Genomic DNA, 24,181 nt, shown 5'->3' with positions numbered 1-24,181 from the left:
CGGCCGCCCGAGTTCCATCGGCGTCCGGCCCCGCGTTTTCCCCACGTTCCGTTTCCGGGCCCGCCATGACCGACAGCAGCAGTGCACCGCCGGTGACCGTCGCCGACCGCGACGCCGTACGCATCATCACCGTCAACCGGCCGGACAAGCTCAACGCGCTCAACGCCGCCACGCTCGACGCGCTGGACGTCGCGTTCGCCGAAGCGATCGCCGCGGCCGCCGTACGCGCGATCGTCCTCACCGGCGCCGGCCCCAAGGCGTTCGTCGCCGGCGCCGACATCGCCGAGATGAACACCCTCACCCCGGCGCAGGGTCGCGATTTCGCACTCCGCGGCCAGCGCATGATGCGCCGGGTCGAGAAGAGCCCGAAGCCCGTCGTCGCGATGGTCAACGGCTTCGCGCTCGGCGGTGGCCTCGAGCTCGCCATGTGCTGCCACCTGCGGATCGCTTCGGACAGCGCGCGCGTGGGGCAGCCCGAGATCAACCTCGGCCTGATCCCCGGGTTCGGCGGTACGCAGCGCCTGCTGCGGCTCGCGGGCCGCGCCGCGACGCTCGAACTCTGCCTGCTCGGCGCACCGATCGACGCCGCGCGTGCGCGCGAGCTCGGCATCGTCAACCGCGTGGTGCCGGCCGCCGAGCTCGAAGCGCAGACGCTGGCGATCGCGCAGCAGCTCGCCACCGCCGCGCCGCTCGCGCTGCGCGGTGCGCTCGACTGCATCAACGTCGGCGGCGAGTGCGGCATCGAGGAAGGCCTGGAATACGAAGCGGTGCAGTTCGGCCTGATGTTCTCGACGAACGACATGCGCGAAGGCACGTCGGCGTTCCTCGAACGCCGCAAGCCGGTCTTCGGCGGCACGTGAACCTGCCGATGCCCTGCCCCGCCTGCGGTTGCCCCGCGGACGCGCCGTCGCACGGCCTCGTCGCGCGGTTGATCGTGGACGACGTCGACGGCGCCCTGGACGACGGCCTGCTGGGGACGACGGGCTGCGGTTCGTGCGCCCCCGAGTGCACCGCACGCCTGCTCGCCGAGCGCGACCGCCGGCGCGTCGCGCTCGACGCCCGTGAACGTTTCCGCGCGCGCGAGCGCCGCTTGCAGTTGCGCGCGGCGCGTCGTGAGGCCCGCCGCGCGCCGGCGGCCGCGTTGCCCGACGCCGCCGCGGCCGTGCTCGCCCGCGCGCTCGCCCGCGCGAAGGGCACTCCATGACGCGCGACCGCGCCAAGCCCACGCGCAAGGTCGACGCCAGTGCGTCGCCTTCGAAGATCAAGAAGGCCGTGAAGGTCGCGGACGCGATCGCCAGTGCGGCGCGGGCCGTGGCGAAAAAGGTGGCCGCACCGAAGCCGGCCCGCCCGCCGGCCAAGGTCGCCGACGCGCCTCGCGCGCGTCGAAGCGTCGGGGGCACCGCGGAGGTGCCGCGGCCGTCGCGACGGATGACGAAGCGCGAGATCGACGCGCTGTTCGCGCGCCTCGCCGATGCGAACCCGGCGCCGACGACGGAACTCGAATTCTCGACGCCCTATGAACTGCTGGTCGCCGTGGCGCTGTCCGCGCAGGCGACGGACGTGAGCGTCAACAAGGTGACCCGGCGATTGTTCCCTGCGGCCAACACGCCCCGGGCAATCGCGAAGCTGGGGGTCGAAGGGCTCTCGCCCTATGTCTCGACGCTCAACTTCCATCGCACCAAGGCGCGCAACGTGGTTGCGATGGCCGAGCAGCTGCTCGCACTCCACGGCGGTGCCGTACCGCGCGAGCGCGAAGCGCTCGAGGCGTTGCCAGGGGTCGGCCGCAAGACGGCCAACGTGGTGATGAACACCGCGTTCGGCGACAGCACCATGGCGGTCGACACGCACATCTTCCGGGTGTCGAACCGCACCGGCCTCGCGCCGGGCACGGACGTGCGCAAGGTCGAGGACGAGCTCGTGCGCGTCGTGCCCGAGGCCTACCTGCAGCATGCGCACCACTGGCTGCTGCTGCACGGCCGCTACGTCTGCAAGGCGCGCAGGCCGGATTGTCCGCGCTGCATCATCCGGGACCTGTGCCACTACCCCGATAAGACGCCCGGGAAGGCACCGCCGCTCGAAGTCGCGCCGACGCGCCCGAGTCGAAAGTCGGTGCGGTGACAGCGCCGTTGCGCGCCTGTCATATTTACGCAACCTTCACAACATAGTCTTCGCGGCGCTCCTCCTTCCCAGGACCCGCCATGAAGCTCTCCCGCAAGACGCTTGCCCTCGCCCTCCTTGCCGCGCTCGCCGCGCCGGCCGCGCATGCCGAGGTCGCGATCGACGTCATCCACGATTCCGAAGTGACCTTCGAAGGCCTCGTCCAGGCCGATGGCAACTGGTTCAACGCCGACGTCGCCAACCTCAACTCCGACGCGCTCGACGGCACCGAGACGGAGTTCAGCATGCGTCGCGCCGAGCTCGTGCTGAAGGGCAAGGGCCCGGGCAACTACGAGTGGGTGCTGGGCTTCGACGCCCGCGCCAACAAATTCCTCGATGCCAACGTCAAGTACAAGTTCGGCAACGACGCGAACAAGTTCGTGCAGGTCGGCCAGTTCAAGCAGCCGAACAGCCTCGAGGAGCTTTCCTCGACGAAGAACAACGACTTCATCGCCAAGGCGTCGATCACGAACACCTTCGCCGTCGCCCGCCGACTCGGTGGCGCGGTGAGCTACGGCGACGTCAACTGGGGCGTGACCGCGAGCTACTTCGAGCGCGAACTCACCCGCAACCTCGCCCATGGCAACGGCTACGGCGTGCGAGGCACGTGGGCGCCGATCAACGACGGCGACAACATCCTGCACCTGGGCCTGTCGTATGTGGACATGGACACCGACGGCGACACCGTGCGCCTGCGGGCCCGACCGCTGGCCGATTTCGCGGGTGCGCGCCTCGTCGACACCGGCGCGACCGGCCTGCGCAATGCAGACCGCATGGCGGTGGCGGGCCTCGAAGGCCTGTACGCCACCGGCCCCTTCAAGGTGCAGGCCGAGTACATGCGCGCCAGCGTCGACCGCTACGCGACGGGCTTCACCGCGCAGCCGGGCGGCAGCTACGACGCCAGCGGCTACTACATCCAGGGCGTGTGGAACATCACGGGCGAGAAGTTCGGCTACAAGGCCGGCGTGCCCACGACGCCGCTGCCGAACAACCCGGGCGCCGGCATGTTCCAGCTCGGCCTCCGCTACGACCACATCGACCTCGACGACGGCGACGTGACGCCGGGCGCGACGCCCACATCGGCTCCGGTGGTCACCGGCGTGCTGGGTGGCGAGCAGAGCTCGTGGACGATCGGCGCGAACTGGTACTGGCGTTCGAACTTCAAGTTCATGCTGAACTACGTGAAGGTCGACAGCTCGCGCTTCCTCGGCAAGACGGCGGCCAATTACTCGCTCGACCCGCAGTACAACAACGTCACCTTCAACCGCGTGGTCGACGACAACCCAGACATCCTCGAGGCGCGCATCCAGTTCTACTGGTAAGCGTTCCGTCATCTCTCGCAGGGTCGGAAAAGCGCGGCTTCGGCCGCGCTTTTTTCTTGTGTCACCGGACTGTCACCCGGCTGACATTCGCCTGTCACGCCCGCGCGGTGCAATGCGTTCATCAACGGGCCCTGCCCGTTTCCGCCCAGGAGACCATCGTGTTGAAGTCCTTCTCCCGCTCCATGCATGCGCGCGTGCGCGTGCTCGTGCTCTCCCTCGCCGCGGCGTCGTTCGCCGCGCAGGCGGCCGACGTCACCGGCGCCGGTGCCTCCTTCATCTACCCGGTCATGTCCAAGTGGTCGTCCGACTACGCGAAGGCGACCGGCAAGAAGGTCAACTACCAGTCGATCGGCTCGGGCGGCGGCATCGCGCAGGCCAAGGCCGGCACGGTCGACTTCGGCTCGACCGACGCCCCCCTCAAGCCGGAGGAGCTCGCCAAGGCGGGCCTGATCCAGTTCCCGTCGGTCATCGGCGGCGTGGTGCCCGTGATCAACGTGCCGGGCGTGCCCTCGGGCGCGATGAAGCTCGACGGCGCGACCCTCGCCCGCATCTTCCTCGGCGAGATCACGATGTGGAACGACCCCGCGATCGTCGCGACGAACGGCGGCGTCGCCCTGCCCGCCAAGAAGATCACCGTGGTGCACCGCTCGGACGGTTCGGGCACGACGTTCAACTTCGTCAACTACCTCGGCAAGGTCAGCCCGTCCTGGAAGTCGAAGGTCGGCGAAGGCACGATGGTCCAGTGGCCGGTGGGCATCGGCGGCAAGGGCAACGAGGGCGTCGCCGCCTACGTGAAGCAGATCCAGGGCGGCATCGGCTATGTCGAGCTCTCCTACGCGCTGCAGAACAAGATGGCGTACGCCCGCCTGAAGAACGCCGCCGGCAATTACGTGCTGCCGAGCGACGAGACGTTCGCCGCGGCCGCGGCCAGCGCGGAGTGGGGCCAGGCGAAGGACTTCTACCTCGTCATGACCAACGCGCCGGGTGCGCAGTCCTGGCCGATCACCGCCACCAACTTCATCCTGATGTACCGCAGCCCGAAGAAGGTCGAAGGCGCCAAGAATGCGAAGGACTTCTTCCGCTGGATCTATGCGAACGGCGACGCGCAGGCGAAGGCACTCGACTACGTGCCGCTCCCGCCGGCACTGGTCCAGCAGATCGAAGCGTATTGGACGGCGAACGCGAAGTACTGACCGACCCCGGGGCCGGTTCCAGGCGGGCCCTTCGGGGCCCGTCTCCGTTCTGAAACGTGTCATCACGCTGTAACCAAAACATCATTTCATGGCGGCTTCCGTGCGGCATCGTCGCCGCACCCAGTCCAGGAGTCGCCCATGAACGTCGTCCGCATCGCCGGCCTCGCCTTCGCGCTCACGCTGGCAATCACCGCCTGCTCCGGGGACCGCACGCCCGCGGCCGGTGCGTCGCCCGCCACCACCGGAGCGTCTGCAGGCGGCGATACCAAAGCCGCCGAGATCACTGGCGCCGGCGCCACCTTCATCTACCCGCTGCTGTCGAAGTGGTCCGCCGACTACAGCCAGCAGACCGGCAACAAGATCAACTACCAGTCGATCGGCTCGGGCGGCGGCATCGCGCAGATCAAGGCGGGCACGGTCGACTTCGGCTCGAGCGACAAGCCGCTGGGCTCCGACGAGCTCGCCGCGGCGGGCCTCGGACAGTTTCCCTCCGCGGTGGGCGGCGTCGTTCCCGTCGTGAACCTGCCCGGCATCGCCGCGGGCCAGCTCCGGCTCACCGGTGCGGTTCTTGCCGACATCTACCTCGGCAAGGTGACGATGTGGAATGACCCTGCACTTGTGGCGCTCAATCCCGGCGTCACGCTGCCGGCGATGAAGATCAACGCCGTGAAGCGGTCCGACGGCTCCGGCACCACCTTCAACTTCGTCAACTACCTCTCGAAGGTCAGCCCGGAGTGGAAGCAGAAGGTCGGCGAAGGCACGTCGGTGCAATGGCCGACCGGCATCGGCGGCAAGGGCAACGAGGGCGTCGCCGCGTACGTGAAGCAGATGAAGGGCTCGATCGGCTATGTCGAACTGGCCTACGCCACCGAGAACGGCATGGCGCACACGCAGATGCAGAACGCCGCCGGGCAGTGGGTGCAGCCCAGCATCGCCTCGTTCCAGGCGGCCGCCGCCGGCGCCGACTGGAAGAACGCGAAGGACTTCAGCGTCGTCATTACCGATGCCGCGGGCGAACAGGCGTGGCCGATCGCCGCCACGAACTTCATCCTCATGTACAAGCAGCCGAAGGATCCGGCGCGCTCGAAGGCGGCGCTCGACTTCTTCCGCTGGGCGCTGAAGAACGGCGGCAGGACCGCCGAGTCGCTGAACTACGTGCCGTTGCCGCCGGACGTCGTCGCGCAGGTCGAAACGTACTGGTCGACGCAGTTCAAGTAACGCCCCGGGCCGCGACACGACGTCGCGGCCCCCGACGGAATCCGGCGCCCGAATGAGCACTGTCCCCGCCCCAATGCCCCGCTCGTCGCTGCTCGACAACGTCGGCGACTGGTTGTTCCGCCGCGTCGTCGGCGTGGCCGCGCTCTTCGTCATGGTCGCGCTCAGCGCGGCCGCATGGTCGACGTTCCGCGGCGGCCAGGCGACGTTCGAGAAGTTCGGCCTCGGCTTCTTCACCTCGCGCACCTGGGACCCGGTGGGACAGGACTTCGGCGCGCTGGTGCCGATCTACGGCACGGTGGTGACGGCGCTGATCGCGATGCTGATCGCGGTGCCCGTGAGCTTCGGCATCGCGATGTTCCTCACCGAAATCGCGCCGAAGTGGCTGCGCACCCCGGTGGGCACCGCCATCGAGCTGTTGGCCGGCATCCCGTCGATCATCTACGGCATGTGGGGCCTGTTCGTGCTGGTGCCGTACCTGAGCGAGCATGTGTATCCGTGGGTCGACGCGCATCTCGGCACGCTGCCCGGCGTCGGCCCGTTGTTCGCCGGCCCGCCGCTCGGCTTGGGCATGCTCACCGCCGGGCTGGTGCTGGCGATCATGGTCATCCCGTTCATCGCCTCGGTGATGCGCGAGGTGTTCCTGACCGTGCCGGGTCGGCTCAAGGAATCGTCCTACGCCCTCGGTTCCACGCGCTGGGAGGTGGTCTGGGACGTCGTGCTGCCGTACACCCGCTCGGCGGTCGTGGGTGGCATCTTCCTCGGCCTCGGTCGCGCACTCGGCGAGACGATGGCCGTGACCTTCGTGCTCGGCAACGCGCACGAACTGACCGCCTCGCTGCTGATGCCCGGCAACTCCATCGCCGCGACCATCGCCAACGAGTTCGCCGAGGCCGATTCCGAGGCCTACCGCTCCGCACTCATCGCGCTCGGCTTCGTGCTGTTCGTGGTGACGTTCGTCGTGCTGTCGATCGCCCGCCTCATGTTGCGTCGCCTCGCCAAGCGGGAGGGCACCTGATGTTGCCGCTGTACGGCTACCGTCGCGCGAAGAACCTCGTCGCACAGGCGCTCGCGATCGTCGCGACCGCCTTCGGCCTGTTCTGGCTCGCCTGGATCCTCTGGACGACGCTGAGCAAGGGGCTCTCGTCGATCGACCTCGCGCTGTTCACGCAGATGACGCCGCCGCCCGGCGAGGACGGCGGGTTGCTCAACGCCTTCTTCGGCAGCGCACTGATGAGCCTGCTGGGCATCGCGATGGGCGCCCCGATCGGGGTGCTCGCCGGCACGTACCTCGCGGAGTACGCGAACCGCAGCTGGATCGGCGACACGGTGCGGTTCGTCAACGACATCCTGCTTTCGGCGCCGTCGATCGTGCTCGGGCTCTTCATCTACACGCTCGTGGTTGCGCGGATGGGCCATTTCTCCGCGCTCGCCGGGGCGATCGCCCTGGCCTTCATCGTGCTGCCCGTCGTGGTGCGCACCACCGACGAGATGCTGCGGCTGGTCCCCACGCAGATGCGCGAAGCCGCCCTGTCGCTCGGCATTCCGCAGTGGAAGGTGATCGTGCAGGTGCTGTATCGCTCGTCGCTGCCGGGCATCATCACCGGCATCCTGCTGGCGCTCGCGCGTATCTCCGGCGAGACGGCACCGCTGCTGTTCACCGCGCTCAACAACCAGTACTGGTCGACCGATATCACGCAGCCGATGGCCAACGTGCCGGTGGTGATCTTCCAGTACGCGATGAGCCCGTACGACGCCTGGCACGGCCTGGCATGGGCCGGCGCTTTCGTCCTGATGCTGTTCGTGCTCACCGTGAGCCTCGTCGCCCGCGCGATCGTGGCGCGCCACCGCGTGGCCCACGACTGATGACCACCGCCCTACCCTTGGACCTCGTCATGAACGACGCGCTGCGTATCTCCACGACCGCCACCGCGGCTGCGTCCACGGCGGCGCCCGTCAAGCTCGCCGCACGCGGGCTCGATTTCCATTACGACAAGTTCCATGCGCTGAAGGCGATCGAGCTCGATGTCCCCGAAAAGCGCGTGACCGCGCTGATCGGTCCGTCGGGCTGCGGCAAGTCCACGCTGCTGCGCGTCTTCAACCGGATCTATTCCCTCTATCCGAAGATGCGGGCAACCGGGCAGGTGCTGCTGGACGGCGAGAACATCCTCGACACGCGCTACCCGCTCAACCGGCTGCGCAGCAAGGTCGGTATGGTCTTCCAGAAGCCCGTGCCGTTCCCGATGACCATCTACGAAAATGTCGCCTACGGCATCCGCCACCACGAGCGCCTGTCGAAGGCCGACATGAAGGACCGCGTCGAGCAGGCGCTGCGCCAGTCCGCGATCTGGGACGAGGTCAAGGACAAGCTCGGCCAGAGCGCACTCGGCCTGTCCGGCGGACAGCAGCAGCGCCTGTGCATCGCGCGCGCCGTGGCGCTCAAGCCCGACGTGCTGCTGCTCGACGAACCGACATCCGCGCTCGACCCCATTTCCACAAGCCGCATCGAGCAGCTGATCGAAGAGCTCAAGCGCGACTTCACGATCGCCATCGTGACCCACAACATGCAGCAGGCCGCGCGCATCTCCGACTTCACCGCCTTCATGTACCTCGGCGAGCTGGTGGAGCACGGCAGCACCGAAACCATCTTCTCGAACCCCTCGAAGCAGCAGACCGAGGACTACATCACCGGCCGTTTCGGCTGAGGCCGCCACGACGCGCTACGCAGGACCCGACATGCACGACCACATCCTCAAGAGCTTCGACGCCGAGCAGAAGCGCCTGCTCGACGAGACCCTGCGCATGGGCGAAATGGCCGCGGCGCAGCTGGAGGCGGCGCTCGACGTCGTGCAGCGCCGTGACGACCAGGCCGCTGCGCGCGTGATCGCCAACGACGAGGCGATCGATGCGCTCGAGCACGTCGTCAGCCACGACGTCATGAAGCTCGCCTTGCGCGGGCCGATGGCCCGCGACCTGCGCGAGATCCTGGCGGCGATCCGCATCGCCTCGGACATCGAGCGGATCGGTGACTACGCCTCGAACGTGGCCAAGCGCTCGATGGCGCTCAACACCGCGCCGCCGCTGCCGCATGTCGCGGGTCTGCAGCACATTGGGCGGCTCGCGGTGCGGCAGGTGCGAGAGGTGCTCGCGGCCTATCGCGACAACGACGTCGAGGCGGCCCAGCGGGTGCGTGCAGCCGACGCCGAGCTCGATGCGGCCTACACCGGCCTGTTCCGGGAGCTGCTTACCTACATGATGGAAGACGCCCGCGCGATCACGCCCTGCACGCACCTGCTGTTCATGGCCAAGAACGTGGAGCGCATCGGCGACCACGCGACGAACATCGCCGAAAACGTCTGGTTCCTCGTGCGCGGCGAAGAGTCGCTCCCGCCGCGCGAGAAGGCGGACGGCAGCAACACCGCGACGACGTGACCGAGCGCGAAGGGCTGCATCCGAGCGCGCCCCCGGGCCGTAGAACCTTCCAGACTCCGGGATGAACCCCGGGTCCGGGCACCGGCCCCGCCGGCTGCCTTCTGCGACCCGCCGCGCTAGCATCGCGGCATCCCACGCGGCCCGGCCGCTTCCGAGAGGTTCTTCCATGTCCCGTTCCCTCAAGACCCCCGCCCTCGCCGCCGCGATCACCGGCTCGCTCATGCTGGCCGGCTCTGCGTTCGCGTCCACCCCGCTGACGCAGGGCTACATGCTCTCCGCCGCGGACGCGCCCGCGAAGACCGACGCCAAGGCCGGCGAGATGAAGTGCGGCGCGGACAAGGCGAAGGCGGGCGAAATGAAGTGCGGCGCCGACAAGGCCAAGGCCCGTGAAATGAAGTGTGGTGCCGACAAGGCGAAGGCGGGCGAGATGTCCTGCGGGGCGGACAAGGCCAAGGCCAAGCCGGTGACGGACAAGAAGGTCGCCGACGCGAAGATGGCCGAGGGCAAGTGCGGCGAAGGCAAGTGCGGCGGGTCGATCTGACCGGCTGAGCGTCGATGCCCACGGCGACCGTCCTCGCTCCGGATGCCGTGGGCCTCGGCCTGCGGCGGGCCCTCCTGGGCCCGCTGCAGGCCTCCTCCGGGAAGGAGATCGACTTCCTCGAGGTGGCCCCCGAGAACTGGATGGGCATCGGCGGCGCGCTCGGCGATTCGTTCCAGGCCGTCGCCTCGCGCTGGCCGCTGGTCTGCCACGGCCTGTCCCTGTCCCTGGGCGGACCCGGCGAGCTCGACGAGCCCTACCTGCTTCGCCTGCGCCGCTTCCTCGACGCGCACGCCTGCCCGATCTACAGCGAGCACCTGTCCGCCTGCAGCGATGCACAGGGCCAGCTCTACGACTTGATGCCACTGCCGTTCAACCGCGCCGCCGTCGACCACGTCGTCGCACGCATCCGTCGCACGCAGGACGTTCTCGGGCGGCGCATCGCGGTCGAGAACATCTCGTACTACGCGACGCTCGACGCGGGCCCTTCCCCGCTGCGCGAGATCGACTTCCTCAACGACGTGCTCGATCGCGCCGACTGCGACCTGCTGCTCGACGTCAACAACATCGTCGTCAATGCGACCAATCATCGCTACGACGCGCGCGAATTCCTGCAGGCGCTTCCCGGCGAACGCATCGCCTACATCCACGTCGCCGGGCATCACGACGAGGCCGAGGACCTCAAGATCGACACGCACGGCTCCGCCGTCGTGGACCCGGTCTGGGCGCTGCTCGAGGAGGCGTACGCGCTCTTCGGGCCCAGACCCACGCTGCTCGAACGCGACTTCAACCTGCCGCCGTTCGCGGAGCTGCTCGAGGAGCTTCACGGGGTTCGTTCGCGCCTCGCGGGCCGCGGCGCGACGCACCGCCATGCCGCCTGAGGCCGGCGGCGACCTCGCCGCGCAGCAGGCACTGGGCGCCTACATCCGCGATCCCGAGCGCGCACCGCCGCCCGCGGGCATCGAACCGAGGCGGCTGCGCATCTATGCCGACCTGTTCTTCAACAACGTCGACGGGCTGCTGGGCACCACGTTCCCCGTGATGCGCGCGACGCTAGGCGACGCGTGGACGCGGCTCGTCCGTGATTTCCTGCGCGAGCACGACGCCCGCTCGCCGGTGTTCACCGAGTTGCCGAAGGAACTGTTGCGCTATCTCGACCGGCGCGAGGCCGAGGGTCGCGGCGATCCGCCCTGGCTCCGCGAACTCGCGCATTACGAGTGGATCGAGCTGGCCCTCCAGGTGAGCGAGGCGCGGCTGTCGGATCTCGCGCACGATCCCGATGGCGACCTGGCCGAGGGCGTTCCCCTGCTGTCGCCCCTCGCCTGGCCGCTCGCCTACGACTGGCCGGTTCACCGCATCGGCCCCGGATCGCAGCCCGACGCGGCGGAACCGACGCTGCTGCTGGTGCATCGCCAGGACGACGGCAGCGTGCGCTTCCACGAACTCGCGCCCCTCGCTTTCCACCTGCTGCAACGCATCGAATCGGCGCCCGACACCGGCCGGCGGCTGCTCGCCACGCTCGCCCAAGAGGTCGGCGCGCCCGACGTCGAGGCGCTCGTCGGACAGGGCCTCGCGCTGCTGGCGCAGTACCGACGCGACGGCATCGTGCCCGGCACGCGCCCCGCCTGACGCCCGCCCCTCGGGCCGTCTGCTAGGCTGCCGGCCCGCGCTCCGATCGACCGCCGTGCCCTCACTCGCTTCGCGCTTCCGCGGTTTCCTGCCTGTCGTCGTCGACGTCGAGACGGGCGGCTTCGACTGGAACCGCCATGCGCTGCTGGAGATCGCGGTGGTGCCGCTGGACCTCGACGCATCCGGCCGGATCGTGCCGTGCCCGACGACCAATGCGCACGTGATGCCGGCGCCCGGCACCGAGATCGATCCGAAGTCGCTCGCCGTCACCGGCATCGTGATCGACCATCCGTTCCGCGATGCGAAGAACGAACGGCAGGCGCTCGACATCGTCTTCGCGCCTGTGCGCGCCGCGATGAAGAAGCACGGCTGCCAGCGCGCGATCCTCGTCGGCCACAACGCGCACTTCGACCTGAATTTCCTCAACGCGGCAGTGGCGCGCTCGGGACACCCGCGCAATCCGTTCCATCCGTTCAGCGTCTTCGACACGGTGACGCTCGGGGGCGTCGCCTACGGACAGACGGTGCTCGGCCGTGCGCTGAATGCCGCGGGCATCGCATGGAACGCGGACGAGGCGCATTCGGCCGTGTACGACGCGGAGCGCACCGCCGAGCTGTTCTGCCAGGTGGTCAATGCCTGGCCGATGCTGGGCGGCCCCGGCGCGCCGGCCACGGCCGGCGACGCCTGACCGTCAGAGCGAGATTTCGCCCGCCGCCATGGGCGCGGACGACGGCGCCTGCGGCGCGATGGGCTGCACCGGTTCCATGGTGATCGCGACGGTCCAGCCCGCCTGCAGCTCGTCCTTGGGCACATCGACCCAGTGCGAGTGCGAAGCGCCGACGTAACCGAGCGACTTGGGCTTCTGCCCCGGGGGGATCAGCCACAGCACCGGCGCCTTGGCGCCCGGCGGAATCGTGCCCGGCACCGGCACGAGCCACATGCCGCCGGTGCGCGTATCGACCGTGGCGAGATACGCGATCTTGCCGTTGTCGGCCACGAGGCGGGTCACCGGCAGTTCGGGCATCCCCGTCGCCGCGGGCGCGGGCGCCGGCGCCGGCGCAACCGCGACGGGCTGCGCGGGCACTTCGACGATGCGCGGCTTCTGCAAGGCGACGACGGCCAGTGCAGCCGCCGCGGCGAAGCCCGTTGCGGCGGCGCCCTTCCAGAAGCCGGTACCCGCGGGACGGCGATCGAGCGACTGCACGGGGCTCCAGCCGAGCCGCATGCGGATGCGCGGCCAGACATGGTCCGGCGCCGTCGTCGGCGCGAGCTCGTCGTTCAGCGGCTCGAGACGGCGGCTCCAGTCATCGACGAGTCGCGCGAACGCGGGATCGCGATGGAGGCGCAGGCGCGCATCGCGGCGCTGCTGCGCGTCGAGTACGCCCATGACGTACTCGGCGGCCAGGAGATCGGCCGACGGTGGATCGCGATCGAGATCGTGTTCGCGCATTGTCACGGCTCCAGGCACGCGCGGAGTTGCAGCAGCCCGCGGCGGATCCAGCTCTTGACCGAGCCGAGCGGCGCGCCGGAGCGCGTCGCGAGTTCCTCGTAGGTCGCGCCTTCGAAGAACGCCGTGCGGATGAGCCCGCGACGTCGCTCATCGAGGCGCTCCATGCAGCGCTGAAGGCGTTCGCGATCGTTCGACGCGGCGGCGGCCTCGATGGGCGTCTCGCCGTGGTCGGGAAGCTCGTCGCCCAGGTCGAGCGCGGTGGTGCGCATCGAATGCGCGGGCGAGCGCAGGCGGTCGATGCAGCGATTGCGCGCGATCATGCCCATCCACGCCATCGCACTCGCGCGATCCGGATCGAACTGCTCGGCCTTGTGCCAGATGGTGGTGAACACCTCCTGCAGCACGTCCTCGGCCTCCGCGCGGTCGGGCATGAGGCGCAGGCAGATCGCGAACAGACGCGGGGAAGCGGCGCGGTACAGGCGCTCGAAGGCCTGGCGATCGCCCTGCGCGACGTCGAGCAGGAGTCCGGCGTTGGCGTCGGTGTCGCCGATGGCGGGCGCGGTGGTGAGCATGAAGGCCCCGGGGAAGCTGTGGCTGGCGATGGCGGTCACTGCATTCCCCCGACGGATGTCGAAGGCCGCACGGTTATGCCACTCGCCGCCGGCCGTCGCAAGCACGCCACGTCGGCGTGCATGGAACGTTACGTCCGCCCGGCGGCGACGGATGCAGTCCGTCGTCAGGGACGCGAACGACGTTCCCGAAGCGAGCGGACGATGCCGTAGCCGCTGACGCCGACCCAGGCGAGCTCGAGCAGGAAGACCGACAGGTTGAACGTGCCCAGCAGCGAGACCAGCACGCCAGCCGCGCCGAACAGATTGAGGAGCTGGTAGACGAGCCCGGTGCCCGACAGGCGCCGCGACTGCAGCAGGAAGAAGGCCACCAGGATGGCCACGGTGCCGCCGAGGCCGACGATGTCGTACCAGTGCAGCGCCACGATCGCGTCGTCCTGCATCAGCGCGCGCTCCGCTGCCGCACGGCTTCGAACAGAGCCACGCCTGCGGTCACCGAGACGTTGAGGCTCTCGACCGCGGCCTGCGCCGCGCCCGGCATCGGGATGGAGACGAGGCCGTCGCAGGTCTCGCGCGTCAGCCGGCGCAAGCCATCGGCCTCGCCACCGAGCACCAGCCCGACGTTGCCGCGCAGGTCCAGGTCGTAGAACGGCGTCGTCGACTCCCCCGCGAGGCCGTACAGCCACACGCCGAGCTGCTGGAGATCCTTCATCGCTCGCGCGAGGTTGGTGACCGGCACGATCGGCACCGCGTCAGCGGCGCCGGCGGAGGTCTTGCGCACGGTCGCGTTGACCTGCACCGACTTGTCCTTCGGAATCACCACCGCGGTGACGCCCGCGGCAGCGGCGCTGCGCAGGCAGGCGCCCAGGTTGTGCGGGTCCTGCACGCCGTCGAGGATGAGCACGAGGGCACGTCCTTCGGCGGCTTCGACGAGTTCGGACAGCTCGTCCTCACTCCACGTGCGCGCGGCCACGTAGCGCGCGATGGCGCCCTGGTGGCGCACGCCGCCCGAGGCGCCGTCGAGCGCCTGCTGCGCGACGCGACGCACGTCGATGCCCAGGCGCCGGGCCTGTGTCTCGATCTCCTGGATGCGCGGATTCTTGGAGCTGGCCTCCAGCAGCACTTCGCGCACGTGCTCGGCGTCGTTCTGGAGCGCGGCCGACACCGCGTTGATGCCGGCGATCCACTGGTTCTGTCTGCTCATGCGCCTATTGTGCCGCGCCGCGGTAGAACACGCTCGCGTCCGCCCTCGGCGCCTCGCAACGCGGGCGGGTACCCGCGTTGCCGGTGTGCATTCCCGCGACGTCGTCCCATTCGCGGCAAGTCCGGCACCACTTCCACACCGGGCCGGTCGCGTGCCTTACAGGTCGGGCCACCGCGCGGAAGCCAAAACCGGGAGGCGGCCCGACCGCCCCTCCGGGCGGCCGCCGTCGTCAATACGGCTGCTTCTTCCGCTTCGCCGGTTGTCCGCGAGGCGGCAACGCCTTGGCCCCGTCCTCCTCGACGAGCCGGAAGTCGATGCGCCGGTCCTCCACGCTCGCCTTGAGCACGACGATGCTCACGCGGTCGCCGAGCCGGTATTCCTTGCCGCGACGGTCGCCGGTGAGCGTCTTGCGGATCGGATCGAAGTGGTAGAAGTCGTTCGGCAGCTGGGTGACGTGCACCAGGCCGTTGACCTTCGACTCGTCGAGTTCGATGAACAGGCCGAAGCTGGTGACGCCGCTGATCGTGCCATCGAACTCCCCGCCGACGTGCTGCTCCATCCACGCCGCACGGTAGCGCTCGTCGACTTCGCGCTGCGCCTCGTCGGCGCGACGCGATTTCTCGGAGCATTCGAGCGACAGCTGCGCCATGGCGCTCGGCGAGTACTTGAACTTCTCCGGACGTGCACCGCTCAGCGCGTGCTTGATCGCGCGATGCACCAGCAGGTCGGGATAGCGGCGGATCGGGGACGTGAAGTGCGCGTACGCCTCCAGTGCCAGGCCGAAGTGGCCGACGTTGCCCGGCGAGTACACCGCGAGCGACTGGCTGCGCAGCAGCACCGATTCCAGCAGCGCCGCCTCGGGCCGGTCGCGAATCTTCTTGAGCAGCTGGGTGAAGTCCTTCGGCTCGACCTTCGACCACGCCGGCATGCGCAGGCCGAACTCCTTGAGGAACTCGAGCAGGTCCTCGTATTTCTGCTGCGGCGGACGCTCGTGGATCCGGTACGGCGCCGGCACGTCGGCCGCGAGCAGGAACTTCGCGGCCTCGACGTTGGCCGCGATCATGCATTCCTCGATCAGCTTGTGCGCATCGTTGCGCTGGATCATGCCGGCCTGCACGACCTCGCCCTGCGGCCCGAGCACGAAGCGCACTTCGCCCGATTCGAACTCGATCGCGCCACGCTTCTCGCGCGCACGCACCAGCACCTGGAACAGCTGGTGCAGGTTCTGGATGTTCGGCATGAGCGAACCGATGTAGTCACGCGCCTCGCGCTGCGCGTCTTCCGGCACGTCGCCGCCGATCGCGTTCCAGACCTGCGTATAGGTCAGGCGCGCATGCGAATGCATGACCGCCTCGTAGAACTTCGATTCGGTGACCTGCCCCTTGCGGTCGACCTGCATGTCGCAGACGAAGCACAGGCGATCGACCTTCGGCTTCAGCGAACAGATGCCGTTGGACAGCGTCTCCGGCAGCATCGGCACGACGAAGCCGGGGAAATAGACCGACGTGGCGCGCTTCTGCGCCTCGTCGTCGAGCGCGGTGCCGGGCACCACGTAGCTCGAGACGTCGGCGATGGCGACGATCAGGCGGAAGCCGTCGCGGTTGGGCTCGGCATAGACGGCGTCGTCGAAATCCTTCGCGTCCTCGCCGTCGATGGTGACGAGCGGGACCTTGCGCAGGTCCACGCGGCCCATCGCGGTTTCGGCGTCGACGTCGATCGGAATCGCCGCGGCCTGCTCGAGAACCGCCTGCGGGAATTCGTGCGGGATGTCGTGGCCGTGGATCGCGGCCTGCACGGCGAGCGACGCGGTGAGGCGATCGCCCAGCACGGTGAGGATGCGACCGACCGGCAGGTGCTTGCCGTCCGGCATCTCGGTGATCTCGCAGACCACCAGCTGGCCGGTGGCGGCGTCGCCGCGCGCGTCCGGCGGAATCAGGATGTCCTGCTGGATGCGGCGGTCGTCCGGAATCACGAAGCCGACGCCGGCGCGCGTCTCGTAGCGGCCGATCAGGCGCGTGAGGCGGCGCTCCAGGATCTCGACGATCGCGCCCTCGCGGCGGCCGCGGCGGTCCATGCCGGTGACGCTGGCCAGCACGCGGTCACCATGCATCACCTTGCGCATCTCCGCGGGCGGCAGGAACAGGTCGTCGCCATTGCCCGGGTCGGGCTTGAGGAAACCGTAGCCGTCGGGATTGGCGACGACGACGCCGGGCAGCAGGTCGACCGTGCCGGCCGGCAGGTAGGCGCCCTTGCGGTTCTGCAGCAATTGTCCGTCGCGCAGCATCGCGCGCAGACGGAAGCCAAGCGCTTCGCGGCGCTCGTCGTCCTGGATGCCCAACCGGTCGGCGAGCACGTCCATGGACAGCGGGCCGTCGGCCGCGACGATCAGCTGCAGGATCATCTCGCGGCTGCCGATGGGGTTCTCGTACCGGGCCGCCTCGCGATGCGCATGCGGATCCGAAGACGGTGCCGGGCCTCGTCCGCGCCGGGCGGTGGGCGGCGGTTCGGGCATCCAGCCGGGACGCTGCGGGCCGCGCGCCTTGCCGCCGGCGTTCGTTGCCGGCTTGCCGGTGGTGGGTTTCGGACCGCGCTTGCCCGGGGTTCCGGCGCCGCTGGATCCGGCGCCGCCTGCAGCCTTGCCGCCGCGTGTCGTGCTATTTCTCTTCATGAACGGATCGTCTCACACGTTCATGAAGGCGACGTGGTTCATCGCCCGAGTCGCGCGAGCCTCCATATCGCCCACCCGCCCGACGCGATCACTACCGCCGCGATAACTCCGCCTGCGATCAGAAAGCCGTTCGGACCCGATGTGTGCCACGGCATTTCGAAATTCATCCCGAACACCCCGGCGACGGTGGCGGCGAGGCCCATCGCCACCGTCACGACGGTAAGCGTGAACACCACTTCGTTGGTGCTCTCCGCGGCGCGCGACGTATAGAGATCGAAGCTGCCGTTGACGAGCTCTCGTGCCGCCTCGACCGATGCCATCACCTGCGTGTATCGCCCGCTGAGGATCCGGCAATGGCGCTCGGCCGACTCCGATTGGCGCGGATCGAAGTCCGGGCGCCCCAGCGCATCGAACAGGTCGCGCTGCGAGGCGAGGTAGCGACGCAGGCGCGATGCGAGGTGGCGCAGGTTCTGCAGCTGCGCCAGGTAGGCCGGCCGCGGGCGGCGCAGGATGAGCAGCTCGAGCTTGTCGAGCGCGGTTTCGAACTCGTCGCGCGCATCGAGGTAGTCCGTGAGCATCCGGTCGAGCAGGCCCGCCGCGAAACTCGTCGCCTCGAGGCGTCCGACCCGCAGGTGGTCGGCCTCGTTGTCGAGGACGCCGGCGATGAAGTCGACATGGCCGCGATGCACGGTGATCACCACGTTCGGCCCGATGCCGACCGCGATCGGGATGTCGGCCGGCTTCTGGCCGTCGTGCCAGTTCAGTGCCCGCACATGCAGGTACTTCCAGTCACCGGCGACGACGAGCCCGAGCGCGCCACCGCCGTCCGGGTCGAGGAGGTCGGGATCCGCGCCCAGTGCGCGCGCGTCGTCCGGCGCACCGTCGGGGACGACCGCGTTGACCCACAACAGGCGGTGGTCGGCGATATCCGCGTAGGCCTGCAGCGACGAGGCATCGACCTCGCGGCTGACCTGGTCGCTTTCGAACAGCAGCGCACGCAGCTCCGGCGCGACGGGCGCGGACTCGGGGGTGGTTTTCGTCTCGGCGGGGCGTGCGGGCATGGCGGCAATCCTCCGGAAGCGGCTGCAGCTTCACGGCCGCCATGAGTAGGCCTTGTTAAAACGCCCCCGAACGGCGCCCCGGCGCCCACCCGACCCCAGCGAGGACCGCCATGCAGACGCCCGAAACCCCGTCCCCGACGTCCGAGAAAGACCTCGACAAGGCGCTCAAGGCCACGTTCCCCGCGAGCGACCCGGTCTCCGCGACGTCCCAGTTCACGGCGACGCCGACCAGCGACCACGTCGGCGCGACCGAGCGCAGCGGCGACCACCCGGGCGCCGTCGCCGTGTATCGGATCGTGGGCGACGACCAGAAGGACAAGCCGTTCGGTGCCGGCCCGAGCCCGGCCAGCCGCTGGACGTCCGAGGGCACCCCGGCCGTGTACGCGGCAACGTCGCCGGCCGCGGCGATGCTCGAATTCCTCGTGCATTGCGACGGCGCGCCGCCGGAGACCGCCTTCCTCGCGCGCGCCTACCTGCCACGCGACCGGATGACCGTGGTGCAGGCGTATCCGTCGGGCTGGAACGAGCAGCCCTACCGCGCCGACGTGCAGCAGGTGGGCGACGCCTGGTCGAGTTCGCACCAGTCGCTCGCCGCGCAGGTGCCGAGTGCGCTGGCCGACGAGACGCACAACGTCATCCTCAATCCCGAGCACGTTGATGCCCCGCTGGTGCAAGGCGTGCACGTGACCCCCATCCGCATCGACGCGCGACTGCGGCGACTCGCGGGCGGCTGAAGCCGGCCGGGACGGATGCGAAAAACCCGCGGACTCCGCGGGTTTTTCGTTCCTGTCGTCAGTGGCTGCGCGGTCGGTCGCCGCGATCGCCCTGGCCGGGGCCGGCGTCGTTCTTGGCCTGGCGCTGGCGATCCTGCGACAGGGAGCGCCCGACGTCGTCGGACTCCTTGAAGCGGCCTTTCTCGTCGCGACGCACGAAGCGCTTGTCGCCGGGCGTGGGCTCGATCAGTTCTCGCTTGCTCATGGAAGCTCCGTCTCCGGGGTTCGGGAGGTGCTTCGAACGTCGCGCAGGCGCGGTGAAGGACGGGAAAAGGACGCCCGCGCGCCGAGGGTGCGTTCCCGGTCCGTTCACCCCGCGGGGACGAAATCGACGCGCACAAAAAAACCCGCCACGGGGGCGGGTTCTTCGTCATCGGAGCGAGCGGTGCGTCGTTCCGAAAATATGGTGCCCGGGAGAGGACTCGAACCTCCACGGTTTTACCCGCTAGTACCTGAAACTAGTGCGTCTACCAATTCCGCCACCCGGGCCTGGCCGGCGATGACTCACCGGCGAGGGCGCGTATGTTCGCCGCGGGTGCAGACGATGTCAACGGGCAGCGAGCGGATCGGTCACGCGCGCACGGGGTCGCGGCCGCTGAGACCCCCGGGCCGGATGCTGGGCCGGTCCAGCGCGCACGTAGAATCCGATGCCTAGTCGCACCCCCGCGGGCCGAGCCCGCACCCTCGCGAGCGCCGCTCGCGTCGCCTCCAAGAAGTCCATGACCGACTCGCCCCGCTCCACCTTCCACGGCTTCGAGCAGATTCCGCTGCGCGAATACGCCGAGCGCGCCTACCTCGACTACTCGATGTACGTGGTGCTCGACCGCGCCCTGCCCTTCATCGGCGACGGCCTCAAACCCGTCCAGCGACGCATCGTCTACGCGATGAGCGAGCTCGGCCTGAACGCCGGCGCCAAACCGAAGAAGTCCGCGCGCACCGTCGGCGACGTCATCGGCAAGTTCCATCCGCACGGCGACTCCGCCTGCTACGAGGCCCTCGTGCTGATGGCGCAGCCGTTCTCGTATCGCTATCCGCTGATCGAGGGCCAGGGCAACTTCGGCTCGCCGGACGACCCGAAGTCGTTCGCGGCGATGCGCTATACCGAATCGAAGCTGACGCCGATCGCCGAAGTACTACTCGGCGAACTCGCGCACGGCACCGTCGACTGGGACCCGAACTTCGACGGCACGCTCGAGGAGCCGAGCTGGCTTCCCGCGCGCCTGCCGCACCTGCTGCTCAACGGCACCACCGGCATCGCGGTCGGCATGGCGACCGACGTGCCGCCGCACAACCTGCGCGAAGTCGTCAGCGCCTGCGTTCGCCTGCTGGACGACCCCGATGCGACCGTCCGCGACCTCTGCGAGCACGTGCAGGGTCCCGACTATCCGACCACCGCGGAGATCATCACGCCGCGCGCCGACCTGCTGCAGATGTACGAGACCGGCTGCGGCAGCGTGCGCGCGCGCGGCACGTGGCAGAAGGACGGGCCGAACATCGTCATCACCGCGCTGCCCTACCAGGTGTCGCCGAGCAAGGTGATCGAGCAGATCGCGCAGCAGATGCGCGCGAAGAAGCTGCCGTGGCTGGAGGACATCCGCGACGAGTCGGACCACAGCAACCCGACCCGCATCGTGCTGGTGACGCGGAGCAACCGCGTCGACGTCGACCCGCTGATGGGGCACCTGTTCGCGACCACGGACCTCGAGCGTACGTATCGCGTCAACTTCAACATCATCGGCCTCGACGGCAAGCCGCAGGTCAAGAACCTCCGTGCACTGCTCGCCGAATGGCTGCAGTTCCGGAGCGATACGGTCACGCGCCGCCTGAGCCATCGCCTCGAGCGCGTCGAGCGTCGCCTGCATCTGCTCGAAGGCCTGCTGGTGGCGTTCCTCAACCTCGACGAGGTGATCCGCATCATCCGCAGCGAGGACGAGCCCAAGCCGGTGCTGATGGCGCGGTTCGGGCTCACCGACGACCAGGCGGACTACATCCTCGAGACGCGCCTGCGCCAGCTCGCGCGCCTCGAGGAGATGAAGATCCGTGGCGAACAGGCCGACCTCGCCGCCGAGCGCGAGCGCATCCAGTCGATCCTCGGCAGCCGCGCGAAGCTGCGCAAGCTCATCAAGGACGAGCTCGTCGCCGATGCGAAGAAGTTCGGCGACGAGCGCCGCTCGCCGCTGGTCTCGCGCGGCGCGGCGCAGGCGATTTCCGAGAGCGAGCTCGTCGCCAGCGAGCCGATGACGGTGGTCGTCAGCCAGAAGGGCTGGGTGCGTGCGGCGAAGGGCCACGAGATCGACGCGGCCGGCCTGTCCTACCGCGAGGGCGACGAGCTGCTGGCGGCCGTGCGCACGCGCAGCACCGCGCAGGTCGCCTTCCTCGACTCGACGGGGCGCAGCTACTCGGCCGTGGTGCATTCGCTGCCCAGTGCGCGCGGCAACGGCGAGCCGCTGACGGGTCGATTCGCGCCGCCGTCGGGCGCGTCGTTCCAGGCGGTGGCGAGCGGCGAGGCCGAGCAGGCGTTCCTGCTGTCGACCAGCCACGGCTATGGCTTCGTCACGAAGTTCGAGAATCTCGTGAGCCGGAACAAGGCGGGCAAGGCGATGGTCTCGCTCACGCCGAACGCCGAGGTGCTGCAGCCCGCGCCCGCGCAGACGACCAAGGGCCATCGCGTTGTCGCCGCGACCAGCGCAGGCCACGTGCTCGCGTTCCCGATCGGCCAGCTGCCGGAGATGGACCGCGGCAAGGGCAACAAGATCATCGACATCCCGAAGTCCAAGCTCGGCACCGAACGCGTGGTCGACGTGGTGGTGGTCGGGCCGGAGGAATCGCTCGTCGTGCTCTCCGGCACGCGGTCGATGACGGTGACGTACAAGGACCTCGAGGCCTACATGGGCCAACGCGGCGCGCGGGGCGGGCTGCTGCCGCGCGGGTGGCAGAAGGTCGAGGGGCTGGTGGTCGAATAGGTTCGGCCGGTCGTCCTCCTCCGAAGGCGCGGCGCGCTCGCGGCCTCCGAACCGAAGCCCGGCCATGCGCCGGGCTTCGCGTTTGCGGCGATGATCGGCGCGAAGCCGCAGCCCCGCCGCGGCGAAACCGGAGGCCGCATGGATCCCTCGTTCTGGCTGTCGCGCTGGCAGGAGGGCCGCATCGGCTTCCACCAGGCTCGCCCGACCCCGCTGCTCGTCGAGCATTGGTCCGCACTCGCCGTCGCGCCGGGCAGTCGCGTGTTCGTGCCGCTGTGCGGCAAGTCGCTCGACATGGCCTGGCTCGCCTCGCAGGGCTTGCGCGTGCTGGGCGTCGAGCTGTCGCAGGCGGCGGTCGAAGCCTTCTTCGACGAGCATGGCCTCGCGCCCGCCGTGCATGAGAGCCCCTACGGCCGCCATTACGTGGCAGGCGACGTCGAGATCGTCTGCGGCGACGCCTTCGGGCTCGACGCATCGGTGCTCCGCGATTGCGATGCCGTGTTCGACCGCGCGGCGCTGATCGCGCTGCCCGCGGCGATGCGGCGTCGCTACGTAAGTGAGCTGTATGCGCGACTGCCCGGCGGTTGCCGAGGCCTGCTGGTCACCTTGGACTATCCCGCACACGAGAAAGCCGGCCCGCCCTTCCCCGTGCCGGACGACGAGGTGCACACGCTGTTCGACCCGCTATGGGAAGTGACGCTGCGTTCGCGGCTCGACATCCTCGAGCGCGAGCCGTCGTTCCGCGCCGAGGGCGTCACGGCCCTGGCCACCGCCGCCTACGCGCTGCGTCGTCGCTGAGCACGCGCGGCCTTACAGTGCCGGCATCCACCCGGGAACACTCTATGCGCGCCGTGCGTCGCTGGACCCTCCGAATCGCGCTCGCACTGGTCGCGATCGTCCTGCTCACCGTTTTGGCCGCGTGGCTGCTGATGCGCGGCAGCCTCGCGCGGCTCGACGGCAACACGAGCCTGCCCGGATTGGCGGCGCCCGCCACGGTCACGCGCGACGCGCTCGGCACGGTGACGATCGACGCCGCGAGCGAGGCCGACGCACTGCGCGCACTGGGCTTCGTGCATGCGCAGGAGCGCTACTTCGAGATGGACCTGATGCGGCGCGTGTCCGCGGGCGAGCTCGCCGCGCTCGTCGGTCCGGCGGCACTCGACGTCGATCGCCGGCATCGCGCCGATCGGCTGCGCGCGCGGGTGACGCGCGAGATGCGTGCGCTGCCCGGGCGCGACGTCCTTCGGTCCTACGTCGACGGCGTCAACGCCGGACGCGAGCAACTCGCCGTGCGTCCGTGGCCCTACCTGTTGCTTCGGCAGGCGCCGCGCCCGTGGCGGCTCGAGGACAGCCCGCTGGTCGGCTACGCGATGTACTACGACCTGCAGGATGCGAGTGGCGCACGCGAGCTGGAGATGGCGCGGGCGCTGCCGCTCCTGCCGCCGGCCCTGCGCGCGCTCGTGCAGCGCGACGGCAGCGCCTGGGATGCGCCGCTGCAGGGCGCGGCGCGCGGCGACGCCGTGCTGCCGGGTCCGGACGCGATCGACCTGCGTCACTGGGCCGCGCAGGCGAGCCGCCTGCCGCCGCGCGAGCCGCGACGCGAGGTCGGCAGCAACAACTTCGCCGTCTCCGGCGCGCTCACCCGGGACGGTCGCGCGATCCTCGCGGACGACATGCACCTCGGCCTGCGCGCGCCGAACATCTGGTTCCGGGCGCGGTTGCGCTATCCGGACGCGCGCGCGCCCGGCGGGCGCGTCGACGTCACCGGGTTCACCCTGCCCGGCCTGCCCGGCGTGATCGTCGGCAGCAACGGGCACGTGGCCTGGGGGTTCACCAACAGCTACGGCGACTGGGTCGACTGGATCGTCGTGCCGGGCTGCACGGCCCGCGCCTGCCCGCAGGGCCGCGTCGCCCGCGAACGCATCGACGTCGCCGGCGGTCGCGCCGCCACGCTCGATGTGGTCGAAACGCGATGGGGCCCGGTCGACCGCTACGACGGGCGCGGCAATG

General features: G+C 69.6%; 25 protein-coding genes and 1 tRNA gene. 18 read left to right on the top strand and 8 right to left on the bottom strand.

Annotated features, from left to right (window positions below):
- The first annotated feature begins 65 nt into the window (after positions 1 to 65).
- The 14 genes from ACY35P_RS06965 (at position 66) to rnt (ending at position 12,174) form a co-directional block, all read left to right on the top strand.
- Complete coding sequence (locus ACY35P_RS06965; protein ID WP_462115106.1) at positions 66 to 860, top strand: enoyl-CoA hydratase/isomerase family protein; 795 nt, start codon at positions 66 to 68, stop codon at positions 858 to 860.
- A complete protein-coding gene (locus ACY35P_RS06960) occupies positions 857 to 1,204 on the top strand; it encodes a hypothetical protein (protein WP_462115105.1) in 348 nt (115 codons plus the stop codon). The genes ACY35P_RS06965 and ACY35P_RS06960 overlap by 4 nt, the downstream gene beginning before the upstream one ends.
- Positions 1,205 to 1,428: 224 nt before the next feature.
- Positions 1,429 to 2,118, top strand: coding sequence for an endonuclease III (nth, locus tag ACY35P_RS06955; protein ID WP_462115124.1), 690 nt, complete (start codon positions 1,429 to 1,431; stop codon positions 2,116 to 2,118).
- Positions 2,119 to 2,198: 80 nt separating this feature from the next.
- On the top strand, positions 2,199 to 3,479 hold the full coding sequence (locus tag ACY35P_RS06950) for an OprO/OprP family phosphate-selective porin (protein ID WP_462115104.1): 1,281 nt from the start codon (positions 2,199 to 2,201) through the stop codon (positions 3,477 to 3,479).
- Between the two features lie 182 nt (positions 3,480 to 3,661).
- Positions 3,662 to 4,672: a phosphate ABC transporter substrate-binding protein PstS gene (pstS, locus tag ACY35P_RS06945; protein ID WP_462115123.1), complete on the top strand. Its 1,011-nt coding sequence runs from the start codon at positions 3,662 to 3,664 to the stop codon at positions 4,670 to 4,672.
- Positions 4,673 to 4,810: 138 nt separating this feature from the next.
- Complete coding sequence (gene pstS, locus ACY35P_RS06940; protein ID WP_462115103.1) at positions 4,811 to 5,890, top strand: phosphate ABC transporter substrate-binding protein PstS; 1,080 nt, start codon at positions 4,811 to 4,813, stop codon at positions 5,888 to 5,890.
- A gap of 52 nt (positions 5,891 to 5,942) precedes the next feature.
- Positions 5,943 to 6,905, top strand: coding sequence for a phosphate ABC transporter permease subunit PstC (gene pstC / locus ACY35P_RS06935; RefSeq protein ID WP_462115102.1), 963 nt, complete (start codon positions 5,943 to 5,945; stop codon positions 6,903 to 6,905).
- Complete coding sequence (gene pstA, locus ACY35P_RS06930) at positions 6,905 to 7,753, top strand: phosphate ABC transporter permease PstA (protein ID WP_462115101.1); 849 nt, start codon at positions 6,905 to 6,907, stop codon at positions 7,751 to 7,753. Before pstC ends, pstA begins: the two co-directional genes overlap by 1 nt.
- Before the next feature lie 29 nt (positions 7,754 to 7,782).
- Positions 7,783 to 8,592, top strand: coding sequence for a phosphate ABC transporter ATP-binding protein PstB (pstB, locus tag ACY35P_RS06925; protein ID WP_462115100.1), 810 nt, complete (start codon positions 7,783 to 7,785; stop codon positions 8,590 to 8,592).
- A gap of 31 nt (positions 8,593 to 8,623) precedes the next feature.
- A complete protein-coding gene (phoU, locus tag ACY35P_RS06920) occupies positions 8,624 to 9,319 on the top strand; it encodes a phosphate signaling complex protein PhoU (protein ID WP_462115099.1) in 696 nt (231 codons plus the stop codon).
- A gap of 166 nt (positions 9,320 to 9,485) precedes the next feature.
- Positions 9,486 to 9,860 (top strand): HvfA family oxazolone/thioamide-modified RiPP metallophore, encoded by a 375-nt coding sequence (locus ACY35P_RS06915; protein WP_462115098.1) that lies wholly within the window; start codon positions 9,486 to 9,488, stop codon positions 9,858 to 9,860.
- 14 nt (positions 9,861 to 9,874) lie between these two features.
- Positions 9,875 to 10,738, top strand: coding sequence for an HvfB family MNIO-type RiPP peptide maturase (locus ACY35P_RS06910; protein WP_462115097.1), 864 nt, complete (start codon positions 9,875 to 9,877; stop codon positions 10,736 to 10,738).
- The gene (locus ACY35P_RS06905) at positions 10,728 to 11,486 is read left to right on the top strand and encodes an HvfC family RiPP maturation protein (RefSeq protein WP_462115096.1); all 759 of its coding nucleotides are present in this window, start codon (positions 10,728 to 10,730) and stop codon (positions 11,484 to 11,486) included. Before ACY35P_RS06910 ends, ACY35P_RS06905 begins: the two co-directional genes overlap by 11 nt.
- Positions 11,487 to 11,505: 19 nt before the next feature.
- Positions 11,506 to 12,174, top strand: a complete 669-nt coding sequence (gene rnt, locus ACY35P_RS06900) for a ribonuclease T (RefSeq protein WP_462115122.1) — start codon at positions 11,506 to 11,508, stop codon at positions 12,172 to 12,174.
- 3 nt (positions 12,175 to 12,177) lie between these two features.
- Here the strand turns inward: rnt and ACY35P_RS06895 are convergent, their stop codons facing one another.
- The 6 genes from ACY35P_RS06895 to ACY35P_RS06870 all read right to left on the bottom strand — a co-directional run bounded on the left by ACY35P_RS06895 (position 12,178) and on the right by ACY35P_RS06870 (position 18,438).
- Complete coding sequence (locus ACY35P_RS06895) at positions 12,178 to 12,936, bottom strand: anti-sigma factor (RefSeq protein WP_462115095.1); 759 nt, start codon at positions 12,934 to 12,936, stop codon at positions 12,178 to 12,180.
- Between the two features lie 2 nt (positions 12,937 to 12,938).
- Positions 12,939 to 13,508 (bottom strand): sigma-70 family RNA polymerase sigma factor, encoded by a 570-nt coding sequence (locus ACY35P_RS06890; protein WP_462115121.1) that lies wholly within the window; start codon positions 13,506 to 13,508, stop codon positions 12,939 to 12,941.
- Between the two features lie 164 nt (positions 13,509 to 13,672).
- Positions 13,673 to 13,948, bottom strand: coding sequence for a CBU_0592 family membrane protein (locus ACY35P_RS06885; RefSeq protein WP_462115094.1), 276 nt, complete (start codon positions 13,946 to 13,948; stop codon positions 13,673 to 13,675).
- Complete coding sequence (rlmB, locus tag ACY35P_RS06880) at positions 13,948 to 14,709, bottom strand: 23S rRNA (guanosine(2251)-2'-O)-methyltransferase RlmB (RefSeq protein WP_462115093.1); 762 nt, start codon at positions 14,707 to 14,709, stop codon at positions 13,948 to 13,950. The genes ACY35P_RS06885 and rlmB overlap by 1 nt, the downstream gene beginning before the upstream one ends.
- A gap of 229 nt (positions 14,710 to 14,938) precedes the next feature.
- Positions 14,939 to 17,377, bottom strand: a complete 2,439-nt coding sequence (gene rnr, locus ACY35P_RS06875) for a ribonuclease R (protein ID WP_462115092.1) — start codon at positions 17,375 to 17,377, stop codon at positions 14,939 to 14,941.
- A gap of 38 nt (positions 17,378 to 17,415) precedes the next feature.
- Entirely contained in the window at positions 17,416 to 18,438 is a 1,023-nt protein-coding gene (locus ACY35P_RS06870; protein ID WP_462115091.1) for a magnesium transporter CorA family protein, read from the bottom strand.
- Between the two features lie 110 nt (positions 18,439 to 18,548).
- Between ACY35P_RS06870 and ACY35P_RS06865 the strand changes: the two genes are divergently transcribed.
- Positions 18,549 to 19,172, top strand: coding sequence for an RES family NAD+ phosphorylase (locus ACY35P_RS06865; protein WP_462115090.1), 624 nt, complete (start codon positions 18,549 to 18,551; stop codon positions 19,170 to 19,172).
- A 58-nt stretch (positions 19,173 to 19,230) separates the two neighbouring features.
- Here ACY35P_RS06865 and ACY35P_RS06860 read toward each other — a convergent pair whose 3' ends face one another.
- The gene (locus tag ACY35P_RS06860; RefSeq protein WP_462115089.1) at positions 19,231 to 19,416 is read right to left on the bottom strand and encodes a hypothetical protein; all 186 of its coding nucleotides are present in this window, start codon (positions 19,414 to 19,416) and stop codon (positions 19,231 to 19,233) included.
- Between the two features lie 199 nt (positions 19,417 to 19,615).
- Positions 19,616 to 19,700, bottom strand: a tRNA-Leu gene (locus ACY35P_RS06855).
- Positions 19,701 to 19,930: 230 nt separating this feature from the next.
- Here ACY35P_RS06855 and parC point away from each other — a divergent pair.
- The 3 genes from parC to ACY35P_RS06840 all read left to right on the top strand — a co-directional run.
- Positions 19,931 to 22,174, top strand: a complete 2,244-nt coding sequence (gene parC / locus ACY35P_RS06850) for a DNA topoisomerase IV subunit A (RefSeq protein ID WP_462115088.1) — start codon at positions 19,931 to 19,933, stop codon at positions 22,172 to 22,174.
- Between the two features lie 138 nt (positions 22,175 to 22,312).
- Entirely contained in the window at positions 22,313 to 22,969 is a 657-nt protein-coding gene (locus tag ACY35P_RS06845; protein WP_462115087.1) for a thiopurine S-methyltransferase, read from the top strand.
- A gap of 44 nt (positions 22,970 to 23,013) precedes the next feature.
- Positions 23,014 to 24,181: penicillin acylase family protein (locus ACY35P_RS06840; RefSeq protein WP_462115086.1), on the top strand; the 1,168-nt coding region annotated here is incomplete at its 3' end.

It is taken from the genome of Lysobacter xanthus (genome assembly GCF_047159895.1).
The sequence above is the reverse complement of the archived record's forward strand: the minus strand, read 5'-3'. Positions and strand labels throughout refer to the sequence as shown.